We start from the raw sequence: 25,645 nt of genomic DNA on the forward strand, positions 1-25,645 counted from the left end.
CTGGACTTATAGCCCACCGTCAACGAACCTAGCCGCTGTCCACTTGCTTTCTTTTTTTTCCGTTTTTTTCTTTTGAATAAAAGCTTTTTTGGAAAAAAAAACATGGAAAAAGGGAGAAAAGAAAAAGTAGTAATAAACTAAAATCTCTTATCATGGAAATTACAGGCAGATTAACAGCGGACGTAATGGTACAAACCACCTCCGCAAACAAACAGGTAGCAAACTTCAGTATCGCAGAGAACAATCGCTACAAAGCTAAAGGCAGTACAGAACCTGTCGAAATTACGAACTACTTCGCCTGTTCGTATTGGATTAACCCTAACAGGGCAAAGAAATTACAGAAAGGCACTTTGATGCAACTAACTGGACGTGTAGGGATTAATACCTACCTATCAAACAACGGTGAAGCAAAAGGAACACTGACCTTTCATGTAACAGACTTCAAAATTTTGGCTTTTCCTAAAAAAGCACAAAACGAAACCCCATCAGCTCAACCGAACCTACCACAGGAAGAAATCGACAGTAATGACGGTTTACCATTTTAACCCACAATGAAAAAGTATTTAACAATTAAAACATAGAAATTATGACAGTTAAAGACAGAGAAGGAAATGAGTTAGAAATAACTGACCTAGAGAAAGCTATAAAACAAGCCGATACATACAGAAAATACAGCCATTACAATGAACACTTCGTAAAAGTAGATACTACACAATTGTACTGGCAGGATTTATACGAAAAATTGGTTGCAATTAAAACAAATATTGATAACAAAAACAAATAGTAAACGCCATGAGCAATACATTTTTTCAGTCCATTAACGCCCTTCAGATTGAGGGGGATTGGACAATTACAGTAGCACACGACAAAGAAAACAGACTTGTTGTTTCGGTACTTTTTTTCAATAAAAAGGCAGGTGATACCGTCAAAAAAAACATACTTCCTTTAATTTTAAGAGGTACGGCAGAGGAACTGGATAACGGCTTTTTCCAAGCCATTCAAAAACCTATACAGGACACTGCACAACTTTTTACTAATATGGAAGCCTACGTAAAGGAAAGGGATAAGATTAAAATCGGTACGGAACAGAAGAATACAAAAGCCGAGAAAACCGACATTGTTAGCCCTTACGAAAAGGCAATGAAAGAAGTTGACGAACTGGAAGCACAGGGAGAATACAAAACGGCGTGGATGAAAGTGCCATCAGTAGAAAAGTTCCCTGAGCATAGAGAAGAAATAAACAACCGTAGAGCAAGCCTATCGGCTCAGTTTGCTCCCGATTTATTTAATTCACCAAAAACCGAAAATCATGTTATCAGCTAAAGTACTTCCACGCCAATTTATCTTTAAAGATAAATCACAGGAGATAAAACTCTCCGACCCCTCGCCTAATTTCACACCCGAAAATGTATTGAATTTTTATGCGCAGACCTACCCTATCCTGACAACAGCTACAATAGAAGGTCCAAAAATCGAAAACGATACCATACAGTATAAATTCTTAACTCAAATCGGTACAAAAGGATGAGAACGATACGTAATGCAATACCAAAACTCGGAACTAAAAAATATCAGCAATGGAAAACTCAACAAAATATAGCAAAGTTCGTGGATGCAATGGACGGCATAAAAGATGCCGACCAAATTCTGAACACAAAATCAAAATCGGCTCCGCTACCGTTACTTCCAATGGTTTTTTAAAACACCGCTTTTTGCCTTTACTGGAGGTAGGCAAAAAGCTACCTCCTAAAGAATCTACGGAAAAGGATTTCTTTGATTCTCTCGAATTTCTAAAATCAACATATGGATTTCAAACCATTGATACGGATAAGTTCCCTTACCCTTATAATATCCTGATGGCTTACGAGGATACTTTTACTAAAGTTCAACGTGCAGAAGGTCAACTGGATGTTGACCTGATGATAACTGTATCTGAATATGGAAAAATAAGGCTTACTGCTGATATTGGATATTGTACAGGATACCGTTTATATTATATACCCGTTGCACCTGTTTACAGACTAATACGGAGCGGAAAGAATAAAAAGGCAGCAGAATTACTGCTATCTGTGTTTAGCTACTTATACCACATCGCAGGAATACCTTACTATCGGGAGGAAGAAAGTGAGCTTTTCAGATGGTACGAATTTCAGGTCGATTTGCTTGCGGATGGATGGGATGATGAGGAAGAAGTAGTACAGAACTATCAGGAAATTGACACTGCTTTTTACATAGGAGATGTTATGCTGAGAAAGATTTACAGCTACTATCATGTAGACAATTTTGGTGAACGCATAGACAGATTTATCCCGCATTCACAATTTGACAGAGAATGCCTTTTATTGGCAGAAAGGGCTTATCAGATGATGCAAAATTATCCCAAGCGAAAACTGTTCGATCATTTTACAACTTTCGAGGAAGATGATGACGATTACATTATTACGGGACAGCAATACGTTTCCTTTATCTCCGATAACACAGGTTTATTATTTGACAATATGTCGCAATCTATTAATGATGAATTGGGTAACTGCTCAGAGAAAGAAGAACCCCGTTATATCATACACTTTGACACGAACGAAATCGAACAGATTGATTTACAGTTTGAAGCCTTGATGTTTCCTTTTTTAGAAGATTTATGCACCCTTTTAACTGAAATGAACAATGAAAACAATAACTAATGATTTCGGCTCGCTTTACAAACCTGTAAAGGCTTTCGTAATTTATCGAATACCAAGAAAAACAAGTGCTGTCTATGTAGAAAGTTTTGATATGGATGAAAACGGCTACCCCGTTAATGCACATCCGTTAACAGCTTCGGAATGCGGAAACCTCGCAAAGGCATTGGATAAATCCGAACAGATGAACAGAAACTATCTAAGACCAAAAGGTTTAATGCCATCCAATGTACTACATATTGATCCTGACTATAACAGTCGCGTAATTTGGCATACTCCCGAAATGCAGACCGAACTTTTCTTCACCAAAAATTTCGGTATTACCGAAGGAAAGTTTTTTGTTCCGGCAATGGTTTGGAAGGCTTCAAAAGATACTCTTAGCGTATATGCTGTTGTTGAGGAAAATATAGAAATCACTACGGAACTATATAACGCACCATTCCCAAACATCGACAATAGCGGAAAAGTTTGCATGGGAAACGTAAAGATTGATATTAAACTGGGACACACGTTGGAAGATTTCATGCAGAATTGGCAGAACTATTTTTTTAACAGCTATTTCAGCCACTTCCTAAACTCAAAACCCGCCAAAGGAAACCTCATTCAGATTTGGCAGAGCCTTGTTAATACAAAGAAAAAGTTTCCCAAAAAGGCACTTTTAAAAAATGGTTTAACCCTAAAAAGCATCATAAAATGAAAACACAAACCGCAATGCACTACGTGGATAATTACCTCCTAAACCCCATGAACCCGATAACAGTCAATCTCATTGGCGCAGGAGGTTCGGGGAATACGATGCTTACGGCACTTGCCCGAATAAATCATAGTCTTATAGCTTTAGGACACCCAGGCATCCAATTAAATATTTTTGACGATGATACAGTAACGGAAGCTAATCAGGGACGACAGCTATTCGCAGAATCGGAACTGGGATTGTATAAATCCGTAGTACTCATTAACCGAATAAACCGATTTTTCGGAACGGACTGGAAAGCGATAACGTATCGCTTTGAAAAAGGCAAACTCCGTTCAATGCCTAATCATGGCAGGGCAAACCTGTATATTTCCTGTGTAGATTCGGCTGATGCAAGATTTGTTATTGCAGATATTCTAAAGAACCTACCATCAGGAAGAAACCAACGGGACACGCCCTTATATTGGATGGATTTGGGAAATTCGTTAAAAACGGGACAGGTAATACTTTCGACATTGGGCTATATCGAACAGCCGAAATCGAAACTGTATAAGCCTGTATCATATCTTCCAATGGTTACGGAGGAATATGCAGAAATTTTAAATTCACAGGATGAAACAGACATACCAAGCTGTTCCATAGCAGAAGCACTCGAAAAACAGGATTTATTCATTAACTCAACCCTTGTTAATATGGCAGGCTCTTTATTGTGGGATATGTTCCGAAATGGAATGACACCCTATCGGGGATTTTTTCTTAACCTTGCTTCCTTCCGTACCGAACCGATAAGAGTCCAATAAAAACACAAGCCTGTTTAAGGTTTCCGCAGTCGGATAAAGTTGTCCAGATTGTCGGGAACTTCTTTTCTTTTGACGCGCCAAAGAAAAGAAGCAAAAGAAAACCGCTTAATCCCATAGCTTACTTCAAATCCCTTTAAAGTCTCGACGAATACTAATCAACAACGAATTATTCCAATGTAAACCATATCAAAAATATCAACGGAGGTTAGCATATGCCACAACGCAAACTATATCCCAAAGAACATCAGATCAATTACTTCGCCCGAAAATTTACGACCATTCCAAAAAAACAGGTATAACTACTCGGTTTTAATTAAAGTGAGTTTCGTAATTTGGCATTTAATATAATATCCGCAGGGATTGATGCTTCCCTTCTACCAATCTCACAACATCAGTAAATCCATCCTTTCAATCGAATATTAATGTGAATATATAAAATTCACAAAATGTCTGTAGGCTTATGCAAAAGACTATTGAAGGACTTTTTCTGGGTTATTTAGAAAAACACAAAGGCGTATTGTTTAAAGTCATTAAAACGTATGCAAGAACAAAGCAAGATCAACAGGATCTTAAACAAGACATTATTTTCCAACTTTGGAAGTCGTATAAGAGCTTCCGGGGTGAAAGCCGATTTTCAACATGGATGTACAGTGTTGCAATTAATACTGCAATAAAAAGCCTAGAAACAGAAAGAAAAAAGCCTAAGCTTATTTTTCCTGTCCTTATCCCAGAGATAGGTATTGACGATCCACATAATGAAAAGGAAATTAGGTCAATAAGATTTATAAAGGTCTTTAAAATGTTAAAACCTATTGAAAGAACATTATTAATTTGCTATTTACGAGGTATTCCACACGTAGAAACAGCGAAGAAAATGGGGCTTTCAGAAGGGAATGTTAGAGTCAGGTTTATAAGAGTGAAAAACAAATTAAAAGTATTATTTAAACATTGAAAACTTAACCCCAAAATTCTTTAATAAGCTTTTGTAAACTAACGAAATCATTCAATAAAACGTCACCTAAATACAAGCACTGAACATTACTTATAAAATTTAATAGTAAAACTCAATTAATCATTTAAAATGCACATTATGACAAAAAAAACAGGAAAAAAAGGACAGGGTACTGCCGGAGGATGGCCTTCGACAACAGGCGAAAAATCAGGAAAAGGCAGAAGTAATCAGCCGCCTAAGCCGAAACCTGAGCCTAAGCCGAAACCTGAGTCGAAACCGAAACCTGAGTCGAAACCGAAACCTGAGTCGAAACCGAAACCTGAGTCGAAACCGAAACCTGAGTCGAAACCGAAACCTGAGTCGAAACCGAAACCTGAGCCGAAGCCGAAACCTGAGTCGAAACCGAAACCTGAGTCGAAACCGAAACCTGAGCCGAAGCCGAAACCTGAGCCTAAGCCGAAACCTGAGTCGAAACCGAAACCTGAGCCTAAGCCGAAACCTGAGCCGAAACCGAAACCTGAGTCGAAACCGAAACCTGAGTCGAAACCGAAGCCGAAACCGAAACCATCAACTACTCCTAAGAAATCTAAATAGAAAGCAAAAGTCGTGCAGTTTATAGATGTCACAATATCTAAGATATTTAGTTAAATATGATTTGAAAAATGATCTTAAAATAGATTCTCACATCGAGATAATGTGTATATTTGTTATGAGTTATGTGGTATCATATTGAAACATAGTGAAATAAGAATCGTTACTAAATCGTTACCATACAATTTCTTTTTTAGGTATAACATATTGTTTTTCAGTTAAATACACTTAATTGTAATCTTTTAAAATAAAAAATGGAAAATCGCGATACCTTTTTGATCGATCTCAGAGGCGAAGCCTTGGGAATGATCTCGGATCAATCTTCATCCGAAGAAATTTTTCAAAACAAAATCCTGCGTCCGATCTTACGACTGCAAAACGAACTTTTCATTCAGGTTTTCCTGAATTATGCGGTAAAACAGAAAAATGTTTTCTTTTCGCTCACACCCGAAAAAAAGATGGCCTATATCGAGAATGTTATCCAACGGGATATCAAATTCCGGAATTCATTAAAAGGAATGATCATCGGCCTTTTTACAGTGGACGAATACCAGGAATACATTAAAAACTCCTCGAACTTAAACAAAAGAATGATGAATGTGCTGATCGAGCGCCTGAAAAGTCAGGTGCAATTATTGGAACTGGATTAACGTAAACAAACGAAAGCTTTTTGCTTTACATTAATAAATTATAAGGACCGTCATAACACGGTCCTTTTTAGTTTTTTGAAAAGTTTTACTTTTCTTTATTAGAAAGACGCAAGCTCTCAAACTTGGCAATGAAATTTTCCCACGTCCAATCCGGGAATATTTTTGGCATCTCAGTTTTAAAGGTTTCTGTTTCTACCGAACCAATACCTACTCCATTCATATAGTATAATAATACGACTTGCCAATCATAAAACACACGTGCTTCTATTGCCATTTGCGTATAACCATGATAATCTAAATCCAGATAATCTAATTCATAGTCGTCAACGCTTTTATAATACATAGACTTTTCGATACTATCCGGTCTAATGATAAAACCACACCGACTTTCATTTGAGCAATAATCAAAAGGTTGAAAATATTGAAGGTCTTCTCCATGTACAGACAATATTTCTTCATCATAATATGCTTTCATATCAGCGAATAAATATTCCGTTTCTGCTAAATTCATCTTGCCTCCCAGACTTTTTTCTTTATTAGACCACCATTCTAATTCAAACCCATCACTTCTTTTTTCGTAGTACTCTTTGATTCCTTGATGAACAGCATCTAATTTATTTAAGCTTTCTAATTCGATTTCCATAGGAAGGTGATTCCATGTTTTAAAATCTTTAATTTTCTTTTCTTTTTTTGCTTTTAATAATAAATCGTCTAAATAATCATCAAAAAAAAATGTATAGCCCATATTATTTTATTACTGTGGTTAATGTTACGTTACTCCTATTTTTTAATTTTTTAACAGCTTTTATATTCAAAAAATGAATTTTATTATCCAACGCCAAAGTATAAAATTTTTCTTATAGTTTAGATTAAATTTTAAAGATGATTTAAAGGAAAAAAAGACAAACCGGATTGATACATTTAGGTATATAAATACCTGAATTAATGGAATAAAAAAAGGACAGTAAAAACTGTCCTTTTAAATTACAACACGAAGTAAGTATCCTTAACCGGCTGTATTTGCGAGATATCGACGGATTTCGGCTCCTCTGACTCGAATTCGTTTCGGTACTCATAAACCATCTGCAAGAGGTTTTTTTCAATATTGCTGGAGATAAGATTCATTGGCGTATCCGTTGGTCGGTTTTCGAATGGATCCTGTAAATGGATCGCCATCTTTTCGATTAAAAAGAAAGCCGCTCCAATGGTAGCTACTAATGGTATACGGAACCATCCCAGAAAATCGGTTAACCCAAATGGTAATAAGATTATAAACAGACATAGCGTAAAACGAATGTATAAACTATAGGTCGTTGGGAAAATCGTATTTTTAATACGCTCACATTTCCCCATCGAATCACACAAACGCGTTAAGGTATTGTCAATTTCCACTTGTTGGTAAACATTAATTTTACCTTCTTCGTTTGCCTTACGCAATTCTTTTACGTGTAACATCAAAATGGCGTTCGGTACGTGCTTGTGTTTTTTAACAAAACGTAGCTCTTCTTCCGTTAACAACGACTGAATCAGTTTTATAGGATCTTTTCCTCGTAAAGACTGGCTTAAACTATAACACCAGGCGGCCTGTCTTTTCGCAAAACGCTCTTTAAAATCGTTTGCCTGAGTTGAAAAATCCGGATCTTTATAAAATCCGATTACCTGTCGCAGTAACGAACGGGAATCGTTTACGATCGCGCCCCATACAATTCGGGCTTCCCACCATCTGTCGTATGCCTGATTCGATTTAAAGGCTAATAATAACGAGATAATGGTACCGATAATAGACGGTATCGCAATTGGAATTTTGGTAGGAACAGCCAGGAACGTATGATGAAATACTTCAAAAGCAATACAATAAAGTAAGATCAGTGCTAACTCCAGCTTAATTTTTCCCAAAACATATTTAAGAGGTATTCTTTTTTTTAGTAGCATATTTTTTATTTTTTCAGATTAATAATCAGACGGTTTCCTCATGCAAGGAAAGTATCGGTAGGCCCAGATTTTGATGAATTGGTGGCACCAGATTCTTTTTCAACCGTGTTTTTTCCGGTTTTCGGGTTTCTACCAATAAATCGATATTGTTTTTGGAGATGGTTTCCGATAAAAACGGTGTGATTTCTTCCGGACGTTCTTCAAATACCGATGCCTGACTTACGATTTTAAAAGTAAATCGTTCGCTTACAATTCGTTGTAATTCCTGTACTCCTATTCCATTGGCAGCACGTTCCAGATACAAGGCGTTATTAAAATGATGCTCTTCCGAATGTTGTCCCAGATGTAAAATCGGACTTTTACAATTCCCCAGTAATTTTAAAAAATGACGTTGGAATGTATTCGTTTCCGATCGGTAGCGTTGTGATAGGATAACCAATCCGATTTCAAGATGGTTTAACAGATTTTTTAATAAAGGAGCCGAAATACCAAACTGATGGCGTACGGTTAATGTACAATTGGCCGTTTCTTTAACAATAGCACGGCATTCGTCTACAAGTGCATATTGTGCTTCCGTCATTTCGGGAGACATACTGCGAAGTGCCGACAAAGGCGAAAACAAAGTGTCCGGTAAATCGCTGATCGTTACTAAAACGATAGTACAATTTTTAGTTTCAGCGTGTTTTACAGCCGTTTTTACTGCGTAAAGTGTATCGGCTTCAAATGCGGTTGGAATAAGTATGTTATGCATCGGTGTAATTGTTTATGATTTATATCAGCAAAACAACTACACCGGGATGAGAAGGGAATTAAATTAAAATTAGAATATTCTAAAAATTGACATTAGAAATTTTAATGTTGGCTTAATGCTTAAAAATAATGGTTACTATAGTACCTTTATCGGCTTCCGATTGTATGGATAATTCACCGTTATGCATACGGATAATCTTCATAGCCAGTGGAAGTCCGAGCCCATAACCCACATAACGGGATGCTTTTTTACCGCGGAAAAACGGTTCGTATAAATACGGAATATCTTCCGGTGGGATTCCGATTCCGATATCTGAGATTACAATTTTTAATTGTTCTTTATTAGCGGTAAGATTCACAAATACCTCTTCATTATCGGAATATTTGACACCGTTGGTGATGATATTTCCAATAGCAAGTTCTAAAAGCGGTTTATTACAGGGTAAAACCAATAAGGAATCTTCTTCCGGAATATCACTCATATTGATACTAACGCGGTTACCTGGATAAATTTTGTCGAGATCGCTTTTGACATCCAATAGCAAATCATCAATACGAACAATATCCTGAACCTGTTTTTTACCGTCGTATCCCGTTTGCGTTAGTTTTAACAAACTCTCGGTCAGGTTACTCAAACGGGATGCCTGTTTATGAATATTATTTAAAGTTGTAGTGTATTCCTCAGTATCCCGGTCTTTTAACAGTGTTACCTCGGCTTCGGCCATAATGGTAGCAATTGGTGTTTTGAGTTCGTGCGAGGCATTATTGATAAAATTGGCCTGGATTTCGAAAGAGGTTTCCAAACGATCCAGCATATCGTTAAACGTCTTCGTCAGATCGGCAATTTCATCCGAATCGTTTACTTCCGGTAAGCGGTTATGTAAATTAGAGGCGCTGATCCGTTTTACCTCACTGGTGATACGCGACACCGGATTGATGACCCGCAAAGCCAGAAAACGGCCAAAAAAATACGCCAGGATGATAAATCCCAAACCACACAACAACAAAATACGGGTAATAAAAAGCGTACTATCGCTACCGCGCAAATCTTTTGCAGAAATGATTACCATATAATTGGTGCCGGCTTCATTAAAAACCTGACCGTAATAATAAACACCGTCTTCTTCTATCCATCCGGAATGATTTTTCATAACCGAGGTATAAAACTCCGGTGGCAAATGCAATTCGGTATTGTATTCGAACGAACTGGCGCTGTTTATTTTTAAGACATATTCCCTTTCCTCTTTAAGTTCTTCCATTCCATTGTTTTTGAGCTCCTGATAGTATTTTGCTTTTACAGGATCCTGCTGATAATGGATGGATGCAACAATTTTGGCCCGGTCTTCCAGTCGCTTTCTAAAATAATACTGGTTGTTTTGACGAAACAGGACAAACACAACCGTACATAACAAAAGAGTGCTAAATCCGGACAGTGCAATATAGGTAACGGTTATTTTCTTTTTGATCTGCATATTATTCCTTTATAACATACCCCAATCCTTTTATGGTATGGATTAATTTGTGTTCGTATGGATGATCAATCTTTTTTCGCAAATAATTGATATAAACATCCACCACATTGGTATTCATATCAAAATTGATATTCCAGACATTATCGAGAATTTTAGCTCGGGAAAGGATTATCCCGGAATTTTTGGCCAGATAATACAGGAGGTTAAACTCTTTTGCTGTAAGCACAATTGTTTCCCCGTTTCGTTTTACCATTTTGGTACGAACATCAATCTCAAGATCGTCGATAGTTATTTTTTCAGCCGGTTTCTGATCTTGTCCAGCTCTTCGGGCCAACGCATTCAACCGGGCTTCGAGTTCTGAAAACTGAAATGGTTTCGTCAGATAATCGTCGGCACCGGCATTTAATCCGTGAACAATATTATCGCTACTACTAAGCGCTGTAAGCATAAGTATCGGAACAAAATTTCCGGCAGCGCGTAAACGGCGGCAAATTTCAATTCCGTTAATATCGGGTAGCATCACATCCAATACGATTACATCGAATTGGGTATACTGAATCATTTCCAGGGCTGTTGTTCCGTCTAATGCTGCACTTACGTCGTGGTTTTTTTCGGAAAGTCCTTTCCGTAAAGCCGAAAGCAGATTGGGCTCGTCTTCAACGATTAATAATTTCATAGTACGGGAGCGTTTTCACAAAAATAGAAATTAAAATCATAAGGATTCGTTAAACCCGATTCTCTTTTATTAAAAAAGAAAGAGTCTTTATCTTAAAGTGTTAATTTAGAATAAAGACTCAATTTATTTATTAATAATTAATTACGATTAATCTACTTTTTTAAATACCAATTTTAAGCCATCGGGATTTGACAGATATAACCTGTTATTTTTTATTTCGTAAGCCGTACTACTTTCGAGGGCTTTTACAAATTTAGCTTCGTTTGCCATTTTATCACAAGCCATTCGGGTGAGGCCGACATTAGTAAAGCGTAACAATTCCTGTTCTGAAAATAATTTTCCAAACATACGATTACATCCGGCAACTCCGCCAAAGGTCGCTTCCTTAGCTTTAATTTCCATAGAAGGCCGTTTGTTAAAATCGGAATCTTCTATTTTTTTACCTTCCATTTCTTCCAAAACCCAAATATCGTGTAATCGGTAATCTACAATATAATTGCCGCAACCGCTAAGGTCTTTAAATGCTGCTTCACCAGCTTTTTTTAAAGCAACCGTTACGGAATAATCGTGATCCATATCCGACATGCCGTCGGAGCATTTTCCGTAGGCAATCGTAATTTTTATTTCGCCAGCTTTCGATTTGCTTTGGTAGGTTTTGATATTCGCGTCCATTACACGAACCGGTTTTGTCGCTGGAAACAGGGTTCCTTCGGGATCTTCCGGTGTGGTATATTTAATCGTATTGTTGCTTATTTCCACACCCCAAAAAGGTTCCGTTCCGATGGCTTTAAAATAAACCCGATCGGGATTGGCAGAAACCGTTTCCTTTGCTGTCGTGTTTTCCTTGTTTTTTGTACTGTTACAGGCGCATACCAAAGCAAGTAGCATTAGAATTCCTATTTTTTTCATATTCTATATTTTTATACGGATCAATACGATGCAGAAATCATACCAGATTAATACAAAGGTTCACCGTTTAAGTTGGTGGACAAGACTTCGCTCATATAATCAAAAAACGGACGCATGGCCTGAAAGCTAGCTAGGACTTCTTTTTTAAAGTCGGGGCTTGTTACCTCTTTATCGGTAAAACTTCTGGAAAGTAGGTATTGTTTTTTGCGGATCAGATCAATGGCTGGATGTGTTTTGTCAAATCCTTTTGGCGCGGTTTTAAGCTCCTCACCTTCCAGAGTTCCGAAAAAGGCTTTAAAAGTCGGATCCGAAATAATACTTCGTATCTCTTCATCATCCATTTCAAACTCCTTGCGGATTCGGTTTAAGTCTTCCGCATTCGGATCCCAAAAACCACCGCCTACAAAACTGGCGCCCGGTTCGATATGCAGATAATAGCCGCCACGTAACAAGGGTTTGGTACGGGTAAAGCCTACGCTAAAATGATTTTTATAAGGCGATTTATCTTTCGAAAAACGAACGTCGCGGTAGATTCTGAAAACCTGCATTTTTTCGAGGCTATCCTGTTTTCCCAGTTCGTCATAGATCTCCTGAAAAAATGCTTTTGCCTTTTTTTCGTGTTGTTGAAATTCTTTTTTATGTTCGGTAAACCATTCCCGATTGTTGTTTTTTTGTAAGGCTATAAGAATATCGAGTTCCGCTTTCGTGATCATTTTTTCTTTTAAAAGTACGCTTTTTTTGATTGTCGGTTTACAATTTAGTGTTCCTTTTTTTAAGAATTTCGACAACATCCTGTAACTGAAATCCTTTGGCCTGTAATAAAATCAGATAATGAAAAAGTAGATCGGCACTTTCGTTTAAAAACAAGTCGGCATCCGAATCTTTGGCTTCAATAACCATTTCAACGGCTTCCTCTCCTACTTTTTGCGCTATTTTATTAATCCCTTTTGAATATAACTGACTGATATAGCTATTGTCCCGTGGTTCAGCTTTACGATTCCGGATACTTTGCTCCAATTCCGATAAAAAGCCGTAATCCGATTGGTTGGATTCGCCCCAACAGCTATCGGTTCCTGTATGACAAACCGGACCTTCCGGATGTACACGAACCAAAAGAGTGTCGTTATCGCAATCGGTTGTAAGGCTTACAAGATTTAAAAAGTTTCCGCTTTTTTCTCCTTTTACCCATATTGTATGGCGACTACGGCTAAAAAAAGTCACTTTTCCGGTTTCCAGCGTAGCGGTATAGGTGCTTTCGTTCATATAGCCTAGCATTAAGACGGTTTTAGTCGTTGCATCCTGGATAATGGCCGGAAGCAAGCCGTTTTTCGATTTAGAAAAGTCTGGTTTCATATGTTATACAATTCGTATTGGAATATCATGTTGTTTTAATACTTGCTTTAGCACCGGAATCGGAATAGTGTCGTAATGAAACACACTCGCCGCCAATGCTGCATCGGCTTTTCCACGATTAAAAACAGCTACAAAATCGGCTATTTTTCCGGCACCGCCTGATGCTATTATTGGAACGTTTACCGATTTATTGAGTTCCGCCAACATCGTATTCGCGAAACCTTGTTTTCGTCCATCGTGATCAATAGCAGTAAAAAGCATTTCACCGGCACCGTTATCGGTGACCTGCTTCGCCCAATCCAGGAGTTCCCATTCCGTTTCGAGCTTTCCTCCCATTTGGAAAACTTTCCATCGATCGCCAACAAGCTTGGCATCTATCGCCGCTACGATACACTGACAACCAAAGCGTTTGGCCAAATCCCTTATCAATTCCGGGTTTTCCAATGCCGCCGAATTTACCGCAACCTTATCGGCGCCATACTGTAAAAGCTGTTCTACATCGGCAACAGATCGTACGCCACCGCCAACTGTAAACGGAATATCAATCGCCGCCGCCACATCACGAACCATTGTAAACAAGGTTTTTCGTTTGTTTTCGGTTGCTGTAATATCCAGAAAAACCAATTCATCTGCGCCATCGCGAGCATATTTACAAGCCAGTTCCACCGGATCGCCGGCATCGGTCAATCCTTGAAATTGCACTCCTTTTACGGTTCGTCCGTTCTGAATATCCAGACAGGGAATTATTCGTTTTGTGATCATTTTTACACGATTAATTTTTCTAATTCTTTTAAAGATATTTGGTTTTCGTAAATCGCCTTGCCAATAATAGCCGCATCACAACCCAATTCGTCGAGTTGTAACAGTTCTTCAATAGCTGAAATACCACCCGAAGCGATCAGTTTAAGCTGCGGAAAGGTTTGTAGTAATTCGGAATATAAACCGACAGCCGGGCCTTCTAAGGTTCCGTCGCGTTTTATATCGGTACAGATCACATATTCAATCCCTTTTTTTATGTAATCGTCTAAAAACGGAACGATCGATAAATTGCTGTCTTCCAACCAACCAGAAATAGCCACAGTAGTATCTTTAACATCGGCACCCAAAATAATTTTGGCACTTCCATAGTTGCCTATCCATCTGGAAAAACGCTCCGGGTCTTTAACCGCAATACTACCGCCGGTAATTTGGGAAGCGCCGCTGTTAAAAGCGATATGTAAGTCTTCGTCCGATTTGATTCCGCCGCCAAAATCAATGATGAGATTGGTTTTTACGGCTATTTTTTCCAGTATTTTATAATTGATAATTCGGTTGGATTTCGCACCATCCAGATCGACCAAATGCAGGTATTGCATACCGTGTGCTTCAAATCGTTTGGCCATTTCCAACGGATCATCGCTATAAACCGTCACTTTTTGATAATCACCATTTAACAAGCGGACGCATTTTCCGTCGATAATATCCAGTGCCGGAATAATTCTCATTTTCATAAGCGTAAAAAATTAGTGAGTATTTGTGCGCCAACTTCCCCGCTTTTTTCCGGGTGAAACTGAACGCCGTAAAAATTCTCTTTTTGTATGGCCGAGCTAAAAGTGGCCTGATAATCGGTTGTCGCAATGCATTCCGGGATTAACGGAACATAATAGCTATGCACAAAATACAAATACGGTTCAGCGGTGATTCCGCGAAACAGATCAGATTTAAGATTAGTAATCGTATTCCATCCGATCTGCGGGATTTTAACCTGGTTTGAAAAACGAACCACATCCGCATCAAAAATCCCCAATCCGCTGGTATTTCCCTCTTCCGTATGCCTACACAACAACTGCATTCCCAAACAAATCCCTAATACCGGCTGTTGTAATTTCGGAATAACCCGATCGAGTTCAGTGGCTTTTAACCGCGCCATTGCACTGGACGCTTCGCCAACACCCGGAAAAATCACTTTATCGGCCGATTGAATCTTCTTAGCATCGGTTGTAACCCTAGCGGTATAACCCAACCGTTCCAAAGCAAACAAAACACTTTGAACATTTCCGGCGCCATAATCGATAATTGCTATTTCCATTTTATAAAAGCGCTTTTGTTGAGGGCAAAATCATTTTATCAGCATCCCGTTTTAAGGCCATTTTAATCGCTTTAGCAAAGGCCTTAAAAATAGCTTCGATTTTATGATGTTCGTTGTTACCGTCGGCTTTAATGTTTAGGTTCACTCTTGCTTCATCGGTAAACGATTTAAAAAAATGGAAAAACATCTCCGTAGGCATTTGTCCTATATATTCCCGTTTAAAATCGGCTTCCCATACCAACCAATTCCGACCGCCAAAATCAATCGCCACCTGCGCCAGACAATCATCCATTGGAAGTGTAAAGCCATAGCGTTCGATCCCTTGTTTGTTTGGTAACGCCGCTGCAAAAGCCATTCCGAGTGTAATTGCCGTGTCTTCGATCGTGTGGTGTTCGTCCACTTCCAAATCGCCAATAGCGTTGATTTCCAAATCCAATTGACCGTGGCGCGCTAATTGATTCAACATATGATCAAAAAAAGGGATTCCGGTTGTAATGCTACTTTGTCCCGAACCGTCGATGTTTAATTTTACCGTCACCTCGGTTTCCTCCGTTTTACGGGTTATTAGAGCCTTGCGTTGTGGTAGTTTTAAAAAATCATAAATCGCCTTCCAGTCAACGGTTTTTAAAGCAATCGTATCGTACAATTCGTTTTTATCGAACGAAAGTTCCGTAGCGCCCAGGTTTTCGTCTTCATTGATAAAAACGGCTTTACAACCCAGATTTTTAGCCAATTCGACATCGGTAAAACGGTCGCCAATAACAAAGGAATGCTTTACATCGTATTCCGGGTTGTTCAGATATTTTTGCAACATACCCGTTCGTGGTTTTCGATTCGGACTATTCGCCTCAGGATAACTCCGGTCGATATAAATTGCATCAAAAACAACCGCCTCGTTTTTAAAACTTTTAAGTATAAAATCCTGTATCGGATTGAACACCGATTCGGGATAATCGGCCGTTCCTAATCCATCCTGGTTAGTAACCATAACCAATTCGAAATCGAGTTCCGAGGCTATTTTTCCCAAATAACGGAACACCTCCGGGTAAAATTCCAGCTTTTCGAAGGCATCCACCTTATAATCGTTGGGTTCTTTTACCAACGTTCCGTCGCGATCGATAAAAAGTATTCTTTTCATAATTCCATTTTTTGAATTTTAGAGATAACCTCAAGTAATGTCTTGTTTTCGTCGGGCGTTCCAATTGTAATCCGCAAGCAATTGTCACATAATGGATACTGATTCCTATTCCGAACTACGATACCATTTTCCAATAATTGGCGGTATCTTTTGTCGGCATCGTCGACACGGATTAATACAAAATTAGCATCAGAAGGATATATTTTTGTTATGAAATTTACTTGAAGTAAAACTTTAATTAAAACTTCTTTTTCCTTTTGAATAATAACTATTTTATTTTTTATATTCATATCTGAAAGCACCACTTTCTCCTGTGCTAATGCACTGATGTTATAAGGCGGTTTTATTTTATGTAAAAGCATTGTAATTTCGGGTGAAGCAAAAGCCATCCCTAGTCGGACGCCCGCCATTCCATAGGCTTTTGAAAGCGTTTGAATCACGATCAGATTCTCAAAAGCGATTCCTTTTTTGATCCAGCTTTCCTGCGTTGTAAAATCGATATAGGCTTCGTCCAATACCACAATTCCGTTAAAACGATTTAAAAGTGATCGAATACCTTCCTCCGAAAACAGATTTCCGGTTGGATTATTCGGCGAACAAATAAAAATCAGTTTTGTATGCTCGTCAATCTGCTTTAAGATTTGAGAAACATCCGGCTGAAAATCGCTATTCAACAGCACTTCCCTGTTTTCAATTCCGTTTAAACTGGCCAATACCGAATACATCCCATACGTTGGCGGTAGCGTAATGCTATTGTCTTTTCCCGGATCACAAAAAACTCTAAAAATCAGATCCAATATCTCGTCGCTTCCGTTTCCTAACGTAATCCGATCTTCCGATATACCTTTTAGACTTCCGATCTTCTTTTTTACAGCCCATTGTTTCGAATCCGGATAACGGTTTAAACCATTTCCGAACGGATTCTCATTAGCATCAAGAAAAATCATCCCTTCCGTATCATCATTAAACTCATCGCGTGCCGACGTATAGGGTTTCATTTTCAGAACCGAATTCCGAACCAATCTATTCAAATCAACTTTTTTCATTTTGCAATGCTTTTATACGAATGGTAACGGCATTTTTGTGTGCTTCCAATCCTTCGGCGGCGGCCATAACTTCAATACTTTTACCAATAGCCAAAATACCTTCCGGTGATAACTTTTGAAAACTGATCGTTTTCTGAAAACTATCCAAAGTAATTCCGCTATAATTCCGGGCAAAACCATTGGTTGGTAACGTATGATTGGTTCCGGAAGCATAATCACCCGCACTTTCGGGAGAATAATTACCTACAAAAACGGATCCTGCATTTTGAATTCCTCTTATAAAAAAAGCCTCATTGCTAGCACAGATTATAAAATGCTCCGGAGCATATTCATTTATAAAATCGAGTGCTTCGATTTCGCTTTCCATATAAATAAATCGCGCCTTACGTAATGCTTCTTTTACAATTTCCTGTCGGGGTAAACCCGCTAACTGACGGGGTATTTCCCGGATAACTTTTTGCAGTAAGCTTACACTAGTGGAAACCAAAACCACCTGACTGTCTTTTCCATGTTCCGCCTGACTTAATAAATCGGCTGCAACAAAAGAAGCATTTGCAGTCGTATCGGCAAAAACGAGTAATTCTGATGGTCCGGCTGGCATATCTATAGCTGTTCCGAATTGCGTTGCGAACTGTTTGGCACCCGTTACAAACTGATTTCCGGGACCAACGATTTTATATACTTTAGGAATTGTTTCCGTTCCGAATGTCATTCCTGCAATTGCAGGAATCCCTCCGGATTTTATAATCGTAGTAACTCCACAAATATGTGCTGCATATAAAATGGCCGGATTAATTTTCCCCGATAGATCGGGTGGCGAACAAAGCACAATTTCAGTGCAACCGGCCAATTGCGCCGGAATAGCCAACATCAAAACAGTAGAAAATAACGGAGCTGTTCCGCCCGGAATATACAAACCAACTTTTTGAATTGGTTTTTTTTCGAGCCAGCACATCACTCCGGGCATGGTCTCGAGACTGATCGGAATGCTTTTTTGTCTTAGGTGAAAGCGTTCAATATTATTTTTTGCAAGCTGAATTGCTGCTTTCAGATCGGTTGAAACCTGTTGTACAGCTTCCTGTATTTCTGCTTCCGTAACTTTCAGATTTTCCAGTCTGACGCCATCAAAAATGTCAGCATATTTACATATAGCGGCATCCCCTTTTACAGCAACTTCCTTGAAAATCAGTTTTACAGTAGCTTCGATTGCTTCATAACTTTGTATAGGGCGCTTAGTTAGTTCTCCCCAGGTATTTCGTGTTGGATTTTTAATTATTTTCATAGTGCAATTTTTTCGATTGGACAAACCAGTATATCCTCAGCGCCACTGGCTTTAAGTTTATCAATAACATCCCAAAATGCCGTATCACTAATAACGGTTTGAACACTACTCCACCCTTTGAGACTTAGCGGAACAACCGTGGCACTTTTTAAAGCCGGTAGAATCTCGCTTATTTCCTGTATTTTAACATTTGGAACATTCATCAGCAGGTATTTGGATTGAGAAGCTCTTAAAACCGATTGTAATCGAAACAGAAAACGATCCATAATGACTTTATTATCCGGATTTAATTTAGGAGAAACGGCCAAAACAGCTTCGCTTTCGAGGATTATAGCTACTTCTTTTAAATTGTTTTTAGCCAGTGTATTCCCCGAAGAAACAATATCAACGATTGCATCCGCCAGACCAATATTAGGTGCTATTTCGACTGAGCCAGAAATCTGGTGCAATTCGATCGCGATATTTTGAGCTTTAAAATAACGACTGGTTGTTTCCGGATAAGACGTCGCAATCCGTAATCCGTTAAGATCGTTAATGGAATTGAAAGTAAACGATTCCGGAACCGCAACAGCCACCCGGCATTTCGAAAACCCTAAAGGCATTACTATTTCTATTGGAAATCCTTTTTCGAATAATAGATTTTGTCCGATGATCGCAAGATCGGCCACACCATCCATAAGGTATTGTGGAATATCGGAATTTCGCAGAAAAAGAATCTCCAATGGGAAATTTGCGACCCTTGCTTTTAGCTGACCATTTCCACTGTCGATGGAAAGACCACATTTTTTTAGTAAGCTAAGACTCTCTTCGCTTAGTCTGCCCGATTTTTGAAGGGCAATTTTTAATGTACTCATAAAAAAACAGGAATAAGTTTGAGTACAGCAAGGAAGGAGTAAAAATGAAAAACCCGTTTGATGTACTCAAACGGGTTAAAAAAATATATGTTAGCTACATACCATTATAACTTCGCTTGAGCGGAGGAATAATGATGATGATGTAATTGATTGCAAATCATTTCTCTTTTTTTGGTTTACAAAGGTATTGACAAATAAAACAAAAAAACAAACTTTTGTTTTATTTTTTTTTCAATCGCTATTTTTTAAAACTATACAATCACGCGAAGCGACTCTTGTAAGATTCTGATTTTAAACGTATTTTCGTTGAATTGGTAATACTCGCCATCCAATTGCATTGCTATTGTATCCTGATTGGAAATTTCCACATTGACTTCTTTTATAAGCTGGTGATTGGCTTTTTTAAAACGTTCGGTTTTGTTTAATAACACCAACGCACCAAAATACATTTGCTCGAGAATATTCAGTTTTGGAACAATCAACAAATCCAACCAACCATCCTGAAGACTTGCTTTTGGCGTTAAGCTCATATTGTATCCCATTTCGTTTGAATTGGAAATAAAAAACAACATCGGATTCGTTTCGAACGTTTTACCATTACACTCAACAATGGCCGTATGAGGCTTATAATTTGCCGCAGCCAATAGTGAAGCCTTGACATAAGACGACAAATTACGCGTAGGCATACTCTCATATTTCTGGATAATCTTGGCATCGATACCAATCCCCATATTACTAAAGAAATAGTGTCCGTTAACCATTCCGACATCAATAGCCGACGGTTGTCCGTTTTTTATCGTATCGACAGCCTTTTTAAAATCTTTCGCGATATTCAGATTAGAAGCAAGGCCATTCCCCGATCCTACCGGTAAAATACCCAATATAATATCTGTATTCACCAATCCGGAAGCCACTTCATGAATGGTTCCATCGCCACCACAAGCCACGATGATATCCGGTTTTTTAGCCACCGCATCACGGGTGAGCGTTATGGCATGCTTTTTATATTCCGAATATTCAACAACTAATTTATAATCTTCCACAGGGAAGAATTGTTCCAAATCCTGTTTCGCAATCTTGTGTTTTCCTTTTCCAGAAATAGGGTTAACAATAAAGTGGATGTATTTCATTAAAATTACCGATAGTGAATTATTGTGCAAAAGTATGGAATTTTAAGTGCAACTTTTTTAAAATTCAATATCGTACGGCTTTTTTTATATTTTTGCTAAAAACTATATTATGATTTCCTATCTTAAAAAGCTAACTCCTTTTTACAATTTATTGTTATTTTACATTATAGCAAGTATTATTTTAAGAATAGTCTTGATTTTTCACCCGATAACACAGGCAAAGTTTAGCTTTTTTGAGATCGTAAAGATATTTGGGATCGGAGTTATTTCAGATTTCTTTGTTTTTGTGATCATAGGATCTCTATTATGGCTTTATCTAGTTTTTCTCTCAAACTCAAAATTTTACAAGCCTTGGGGCTATCTGATTTTTGGTGCATTAGTCGCATTGCTGGCTTATGTTAGCTTTGGAAATACGATTTTAAACGAATACGGAGGCGTGCTTCCCGAAATTGGAATCAGTTTTGTAGCGTTAAAAACAGTACTGTTTGGAGCACTATTATTTTTACCCAAATACCGCTCTAAAATCCGATTGGCCTTATATTCCATTACGATATTCATTTTTGTCCTTTGTATTCTACAGAATACGGTTAGTGAGTTTTTCTTTTGGAACGAATTTGGTGTACGCTATAATTTTATAGCTGTTGATTATCTGGTTTATACCAACACCGTTATCGGGAACATTATGGAATCCTATCCGGTAGTTCCGCTTTTTACGGGAATCGGAATTGTTGCCGTACTGGTTACCTGGTTTGTGGTAAAAAGATCCCGAAACTATCTGGACAATCTGCCAACCTTTAAAGAAAAAATTGTCATTACTATTGGTTATGCCGTATTATTCGGCCTTTCAATTACCGCAATACCGGCATTGGCACGACTAGAAGATTCTCAGAATGTTTTTGCCAACGAACTGGAAGCCAATGGTAGCTATCGTTTTTTCCTGGCGTTTAAAAACAGTGAACTGGACTACTTTAAATTTTATACGAATGTACCCAAAGATGAGGCATTTGCCTTGCTGCGCAAACAAATTCCGGAATTAGCCGGAAATACGATGGAAAGACAGATAACCGGTAAAGGACCTGAAACGCATAAAAATGTTGTGCTAATTACTGTAGAAAGCCTAAGTGCTGAATTTATGAAAGCCTATGGTAACGAACAAAATATTACCCCTTTTCTGGATTCACTGGCAGAGCAAAGTCTTTTCTTTACCAATTTATACGCTACCGGAAACCGTACCGTTCGCGGATTGGAAGCCGTAACCTTGTCTTTACCTCCTACAGCCGGTGAAAGTGTTGTAAAACGTAAAGACAATAAAAATAAATTCTCTACCGGGCATATATTTTTAGAAAAAGGATATAACGTTAAATATATGTATGGAGGTGATGCCTATTTTGATAATATGCGGGACTTTTTTGGCGGAAACAATTATGATATTGTCGACAAAACCACATTTACACCTGAAGAAATTACCTTCCAAAACATTTGGGGTGTTTGCGACGAAGATATGTTTACCAAAGCAATCAAGGTTATGAACGACGAAGCCAAAGAAGGTAAACCGTTTTTCAATCATATTATGACGGTGAGTAACCATAGACCTTTTACGTATCCTGACAACAAAATTGATATTCCTTCCGATTCAAAACAACGGGAAGGTGGTGTCAAATATACCGATTATGCGCTTCGTAAATTCTTTGAAGCGGCACAAAAACAACCTTGGTTTAACAATACTGTTTTTGTAATTGTAGCCGATCATTGTGCTTCGAGTGCCGGAAAAACAGAGCTTCCACTTGATAAATACCATATCCCGGCAATGATTTATGCACCAGGTTTTATCACACCGGGTCAGAATAACATATTAATGTCTCAAATTGACTTGATGCCAACCTTAATGGGAATCCTTAACTTTAATTACAAAAGTAAATTCTTTGGACAGGATGTACTTCAAAGCGGCTACCATCCACGTGCTTTGATTGCTACGTATCAGGATCTTGGTTTTATAAAAGACAATATTTTAACCATATTATCACCGGTACGAAAAGTAAAACAGTTTTCCCTTGAATTACAGCCGGTAGCCAAAGGAAGCAAAGCCTTACCGTTATTTTTTGAACAACAACCACTTAGCGGAGAACGCAAAGAATTAACGCAGGAAACGATCGCCTACTACCAGATAGCATCCTATTACCTCCAACAACAATTGTATAACAACAACTAAATACTAAAAGAGCCACGCTTAGCGTGGCTCTTTCTATTATGATAAATAGCGTTCCTGATATACCCGGACATGATGGTTTTGATGCCCGATGATCATGAATCCTAAGGCACGAACCGACATCCGGTTTTGAGAAGCGATCCCCGATTTTAACAAATCTTCAGGAGTATAACTTTTAAATAAAGTAATAGTAGCTTGCCGTACGATAGTCAATTCCGTTAATAAATCCTTTAAATGACGTTTATTAGCCACCGGATTTACGACATCGGCAAAACTATTTTCGTCAAATCCGGGTAATTCCGTTTTGTCATTTCGGGAAAAACGCAAAGCACGGTAAGCAAATATTCGTTCCGTATCAATAATGTGCTGGATAATTTCCTTAATGGTCCACTTCCCTTCTTCATAGCGATAATCGAATTTATCCATAGGAATATCCTGGATAAACCGAATCGTACTGTAAAGGCTTATTTCCAGTTCGTCTATAAGATCAATAGCCGGATCAAGAGCATTTATATAGGTTTGGTAATACGGTGCGTACTCAGACGGATCTAATTCGATAGGTTTCATTGGTTCTGTTTTAAGGTTGGTGTAAATGTAAAAAGAAAAACCCTCAGGATTAGCTGAGGGTTTCTTAAAATATAGTCAAATATTACATATCCTTAAAGATAGTATGCATCAGACGTTTTTTGTCGTTAATACTTTCTTCCAATGAAATCATCGTTTCGGTTCTGTAGACACCATCAATATCATCAATCATAAAGATAACTTCTTTAGCATGTTTGGTATCTTTAGCTCTGATTTTACAGAAAATATTGAATTTACCAGTAGTAACGTGTGCTACGGTAACAAAAGGAATTTCATTAATACGCTCTAATACAAATTTGGTTTGAGAAGTATTGTGAAGGAAAACCCCAACGTAAGCGATAAAAGAATACCCCAATTTCTCGTAATCCAGTGTTAACGAAGACCCTTGAATAATTCCTGCATCTTCCATTTTTTTTACTCGTACGTGAACGGTACCAGCAGAGATCAGCAATTTTTTAGCAATATCGGTAAAAGGCACTCGCGTATTATCAATCAACATGTCTAAAATTTGATGATCTACTTCATCCAAACGAAACTTACTCATAAAGTTATATTTATCAATTTATATTCAAAATGCAAATCTACGACAAATTAACACTAATTCTTCAGTATAATTACTGAATTATCATTTTTTTAGCAAACCATTAACAATTTTCTGTTCATTTGCTATTAAAAAATCAGCTTTGTCATTAATTACCGGTATGGTTCCATTTGAATTCCGAATGCTTTCATTTTTGAAATCATATTCGGTATGACCATAATAATCCGATAATGTCCCTGTTTCTGCAATATACGCCTCGAAGACAATTTTATCATTTTCGAGGGTTTCTTTATATTGGGCTGCGAAATTAGTAATTTTTTGGTTATTAACAGCATCGATTTTGATATTTTTATAAATAAAATCAAAAAAGACAATCATATTTTGAGGAATATCGAAATATTCAGCTGTTTTATTGTTAACATGTTCGCTTTTTGAAATAGTTGTCAAAGCAACTAAATAAGCTATAAAAATATATTCCCGTGTCACCTCTCTTTCATAATCGCCGGGAAAATGCCCGGCCTCAAAAAGAATAGTTGGTGTTCCTAATGACTGAAAGCGATCTCCTATACAATTCATATTAAAAGCATCGTCAAACCGTCCTATTTGCCCTGGAATATACTTTTGTAGCGCGACATTCATAGCAACAATGATGCCAATGGCCTGTTCCCGTACTGAATTGATCTCTCTTTCTTCATTATAGGCGGGCGCCAAAAAAGAAACCGTAGCGGGTTTTCCGGTATTTCCTGCTCCAAAAATGGTACGCTGATCGTGTAAATTAAAACAAAAATCCGGTTGAAAGGTATCGTATAAATCCCGTAGTAATTTACTTTCCGGCTGACTTAAATTGAGTGCATCGCGATTTAGATCCACTTCATTCGCATTAACTCTTGTGTAAGCTGCAGCACCATCCGGATTAGCAATAGGAACAATCAAAAAACGAAACGTTTCTTTTAACTGAATGGCTAAGGGATTTGTACTATTTAATAAATTTATAAAGTCGAATACCGCTTTAGTCGTCGTTGATTCGTTACCATGCATTTGCGACCACATATAGATCTTATGATTCCCGCGACCTACTTCAACTGTATATATAGGTTGTTGTTTAACGGACACGGCCGGAGTATTCACTTTAAAATCGGATCCGAGATGTTTTAAAATCGGCTCTATAGCACTATTGGTAATATAGCGTCCTGAAAGTGTCTTTTCTTTAAATTGACCAACTATTTTTTTGAATTCCACGGTGATTGATTTTATTTACAAAAGTAAACATCTAATAAATTACAATTGTAAACAAAAAGAAATCTGATTGAATTTACGCCTGTAAACAATGGATTGATT

30 protein-coding genes are annotated in these 25,645 nt (G+C 37.9%); 10 read left to right on the forward strand and 20 right to left on the reverse strand.

Going from position 1 to position 25,645, the window contains the following annotated elements:
- The first annotated feature begins 152 nt into the window (after window positions 1-152).
- The 8 genes from E6C50_RS02135 (at window position 153) to E6C50_RS02170 (ending at window position 5,124) form a co-directional block, all read left to right on the forward strand.
- On the forward strand, window positions 153-545 hold the full coding sequence (locus tag E6C50_RS02135; RefSeq protein ID WP_136401553.1) for a single-stranded DNA-binding protein: 393 nt from the start codon (window positions 153-155) through the stop codon (window positions 543-545).
- A 41-nt stretch (window positions 546-586) separates the two neighbouring features.
- Window positions 587-784 (forward strand): hypothetical protein, encoded by a 198-nt coding sequence (locus E6C50_RS02140; RefSeq protein WP_211089513.1) that lies wholly within the window; start codon window positions 587-589, stop codon window positions 782-784.
- 8 nt (window positions 785-792) lie between these two features.
- Window positions 793-1,323 (forward strand): PRTRC system protein E, encoded by a 531-nt coding sequence (locus tag E6C50_RS02145; RefSeq protein ID WP_136401555.1) that lies wholly within the window; start codon window positions 793-795, stop codon window positions 1,321-1,323.
- Entirely contained in the window at window positions 1,310-1,528 is a 219-nt protein-coding gene (locus E6C50_RS02150; RefSeq protein WP_136401556.1) for a PRTRC system protein C, read from the forward strand. The genes E6C50_RS02145 and E6C50_RS02150 overlap by 14 nt, the downstream gene beginning before the upstream one ends.
- 49 nt (window positions 1,529-1,577) lie before the next feature.
- Window positions 1,578-2,681, forward strand: coding sequence for a hypothetical protein (locus tag E6C50_RS02155; protein ID WP_136401557.1), 1,104 nt, complete (start codon window positions 1,578-1,580; stop codon window positions 2,679-2,681).
- Window positions 2,665-3,375 (forward strand): PRTRC system protein B, encoded by a 711-nt coding sequence (locus tag E6C50_RS02160; protein WP_136401558.1) that lies wholly within the window; start codon window positions 2,665-2,667, stop codon window positions 3,373-3,375. Before E6C50_RS02155 ends, E6C50_RS02160 begins: the two co-directional genes overlap by 17 nt.
- Window positions 3,372-4,172, forward strand: a complete 801-nt coding sequence (locus tag E6C50_RS02165; RefSeq protein WP_136401559.1) for a PRTRC system ThiF family protein — start codon at window positions 3,372-3,374, stop codon at window positions 4,170-4,172. The genes E6C50_RS02160 and E6C50_RS02165 overlap by 4 nt, the downstream gene beginning before the upstream one ends.
- Before the next feature lie 460 nt (window positions 4,173-4,632).
- On the forward strand, window positions 4,633-5,124 hold the full coding sequence (locus tag E6C50_RS02170) for an RNA polymerase sigma factor (protein ID WP_136401560.1): 492 nt from the start codon (window positions 4,633-4,635) through the stop codon (window positions 5,122-5,124).
- Between the two features lie 227 nt (window positions 5,125-5,351).
- Here the strand turns inward: E6C50_RS02170 and E6C50_RS17580 are convergent, their stop codons facing one another.
- The gene (locus E6C50_RS17580; protein WP_168732727.1) at window positions 5,352-5,750 is read right to left on the reverse strand and encodes a hypothetical protein; all 399 of its coding nucleotides are present in this window, start codon (window positions 5,748-5,750) and stop codon (window positions 5,352-5,354) included.
- 219 nt (window positions 5,751-5,969) lie between these two features.
- Here E6C50_RS17580 and E6C50_RS02180 point away from each other — a divergent pair, with 219 nt between their 5' ends.
- Entirely contained in the window at window positions 5,970-6,365 is a 396-nt protein-coding gene (locus E6C50_RS02180) for a glyoxalase (protein ID WP_136401561.1), read from the forward strand.
- 85 nt (window positions 6,366-6,450) lie between these two features.
- On the opposite strand, the gene E6C50_RS02185 is transcribed toward E6C50_RS02180, so the two are convergent.
- The 16 genes from E6C50_RS02185 to E6C50_RS02260 form a co-directional block, all read right to left on the reverse strand.
- Window positions 6,451-7,110, reverse strand: coding sequence for a hypothetical protein (locus tag E6C50_RS02185; protein WP_136401562.1), 660 nt, complete (start codon window positions 7,108-7,110; stop codon window positions 6,451-6,453).
- Window positions 7,111-7,349: 239 nt separating this feature from the next.
- On the reverse strand, window positions 7,350-8,297 hold the full coding sequence (locus E6C50_RS02190; protein WP_136401563.1) for a bestrophin family protein: 948 nt from the start codon (window positions 8,295-8,297) through the stop codon (window positions 7,350-7,352).
- A 25-nt stretch (window positions 8,298-8,322) separates the two neighbouring features.
- Entirely contained in the window at window positions 8,323-9,048 is a 726-nt protein-coding gene (locus E6C50_RS02195; RefSeq protein WP_136401564.1) for a universal stress protein, read from the reverse strand.
- 112 nt (window positions 9,049-9,160) lie between these two features.
- Window positions 9,161-10,519: a sensor histidine kinase gene (locus E6C50_RS02200; RefSeq protein WP_136401565.1), complete on the reverse strand. Its 1,359-nt coding sequence runs from the start codon at window positions 10,517-10,519 to the stop codon at window positions 9,161-9,163.
- 1 nt (window position 10,520) lies between these two features.
- Window positions 10,521-11,195 carry a response regulator transcription factor gene (locus tag E6C50_RS02205; RefSeq protein WP_136401566.1) on the reverse strand — a complete coding sequence of 225 codons (675 nt, stop codon included), beginning with the start codon at window positions 11,193-11,195 and terminating at the stop codon, window positions 10,521-10,523.
- 147 nt (window positions 11,196-11,342) lie between these two features.
- Entirely contained in the window at window positions 11,343-12,104 is a 762-nt protein-coding gene (locus E6C50_RS02210) for an META domain-containing protein (RefSeq protein WP_136401567.1), read from the reverse strand.
- 47 nt (window positions 12,105-12,151) lie between these two features.
- Window positions 12,152-12,817, reverse strand: coding sequence for a DUF2461 domain-containing protein (locus E6C50_RS02215; protein ID WP_136401568.1), 666 nt, complete (start codon window positions 12,815-12,817; stop codon window positions 12,152-12,154).
- A 37-nt stretch (window positions 12,818-12,854) separates the two neighbouring features.
- On the reverse strand, window positions 12,855-13,457 hold the full coding sequence (gene hisIE, locus E6C50_RS02220) for a bifunctional phosphoribosyl-AMP cyclohydrolase/phosphoribosyl-ATP diphosphatase HisIE (RefSeq protein ID WP_136401569.1): 603 nt from the start codon (window positions 13,455-13,457) through the stop codon (window positions 12,855-12,857).
- Window positions 13,458-13,460: 3 nt separating this feature from the next.
- Window positions 13,461-14,219, reverse strand: a complete 759-nt coding sequence (gene hisF / locus E6C50_RS02225; RefSeq protein WP_136401570.1) for an imidazole glycerol phosphate synthase subunit HisF — start codon at window positions 14,217-14,219, stop codon at window positions 13,461-13,463.
- Between the two features lie 2 nt (window positions 14,220-14,221).
- Window positions 14,222-14,941 carry a 1-(5-phosphoribosyl)-5-[(5-phosphoribosylamino)methylideneamino]imidazole-4-carboxamide isomerase gene (gene hisA, locus E6C50_RS02230; protein ID WP_136402056.1) on the reverse strand — a complete coding sequence of 240 codons (720 nt, stop codon included), beginning with the start codon at window positions 14,939-14,941 and terminating at the stop codon, window positions 14,222-14,224.
- Window positions 14,942-14,943: 2 nt separating this feature from the next.
- Window positions 14,944-15,525 carry an imidazole glycerol phosphate synthase subunit HisH gene (gene hisH / locus E6C50_RS02235; protein ID WP_136401571.1) on the reverse strand — a complete coding sequence of 194 codons (582 nt, stop codon included), beginning with the start codon at window positions 15,523-15,525 and terminating at the stop codon, window positions 14,944-14,946.
- 1 nt (window position 15,526) lies between these two features.
- A complete protein-coding gene (gene hisB / locus E6C50_RS02240) occupies window positions 15,527-16,663 on the reverse strand; it encodes a bifunctional histidinol-phosphatase/imidazoleglycerol-phosphate dehydratase HisB (protein ID WP_136401572.1) in 1,137 nt (378 codons plus the stop codon).
- Window positions 16,660-17,709: a histidinol-phosphate transaminase gene (hisC, locus tag E6C50_RS02245; protein ID WP_136401573.1), complete on the reverse strand. Its 1,050-nt coding sequence runs from the start codon at window positions 17,707-17,709 to the stop codon at window positions 16,660-16,662. The genes hisB and hisC overlap by 4 nt, the downstream gene beginning before the upstream one ends.
- The gene (gene hisD, locus E6C50_RS02250) at window positions 17,696-18,991 is read right to left on the reverse strand and encodes a histidinol dehydrogenase (protein WP_136401574.1); all 1,296 of its coding nucleotides are present in this window, start codon (window positions 18,989-18,991) and stop codon (window positions 17,696-17,698) included. Before hisD ends, hisC begins: the two co-directional genes overlap by 14 nt.
- Window positions 18,988-19,845, reverse strand: a complete 858-nt coding sequence (hisG, locus tag E6C50_RS02255; protein WP_136401575.1) for an ATP phosphoribosyltransferase — start codon at window positions 19,843-19,845, stop codon at window positions 18,988-18,990. The genes hisD and hisG overlap by 4 nt, the downstream gene beginning before the upstream one ends.
- Before the next feature lie 251 nt (window positions 19,846-20,096).
- On the reverse strand, window positions 20,097-21,005 hold the full coding sequence (locus tag E6C50_RS02260; RefSeq protein WP_230978936.1) for a diacylglycerol/lipid kinase family protein: 909 nt from the start codon (window positions 21,003-21,005) through the stop codon (window positions 20,097-20,099).
- 79 nt (window positions 21,006-21,084) lie between these two features.
- On the opposite strand from E6C50_RS02260, the gene E6C50_RS02265 reads away from it, so the two are divergent.
- Window positions 21,085-23,184: an LTA synthase family protein gene (locus E6C50_RS02265; protein ID WP_136401576.1), complete on the forward strand. Its 2,100-nt coding sequence runs from the start codon at window positions 21,085-21,087 to the stop codon at window positions 23,182-23,184.
- Window positions 23,185-23,220: 36 nt separating this feature from the next.
- Here the strand turns inward: E6C50_RS02265 and E6C50_RS02270 are convergent, their stop codons facing one another.
- From E6C50_RS02270 to E6C50_RS02280, 3 genes are all read right to left on the reverse strand, one after another.
- Entirely contained in the window at window positions 23,221-23,748 is a 528-nt protein-coding gene (locus tag E6C50_RS02270; RefSeq protein WP_136401577.1) for a DinB family protein, read from the reverse strand.
- A gap of 82 nt (window positions 23,749-23,830) precedes the next feature.
- Window positions 23,831-24,310 (reverse strand): Lrp/AsnC family transcriptional regulator, encoded by a 480-nt coding sequence (locus E6C50_RS02275; RefSeq protein WP_136401578.1) that lies wholly within the window; start codon window positions 24,308-24,310, stop codon window positions 23,831-23,833.
- A gap of 81 nt (window positions 24,311-24,391) precedes the next feature.
- Window positions 24,392-25,546, reverse strand: coding sequence for a M14 family metallopeptidase (locus E6C50_RS02280; RefSeq protein ID WP_136401579.1), 1,155 nt, complete (start codon window positions 25,544-25,546; stop codon window positions 24,392-24,394).
- Between the last annotated feature and the right edge of the window lie 99 nt (window positions 25,547-25,645).

Source organism: Flavobacterium supellecticarium (assembly GCF_004801375.1).
Classification (GTDB): Bacteria; Bacteroidota; Bacteroidia; order Flavobacteriales; family Flavobacteriaceae; genus Flavobacterium; species Flavobacterium supellecticarium.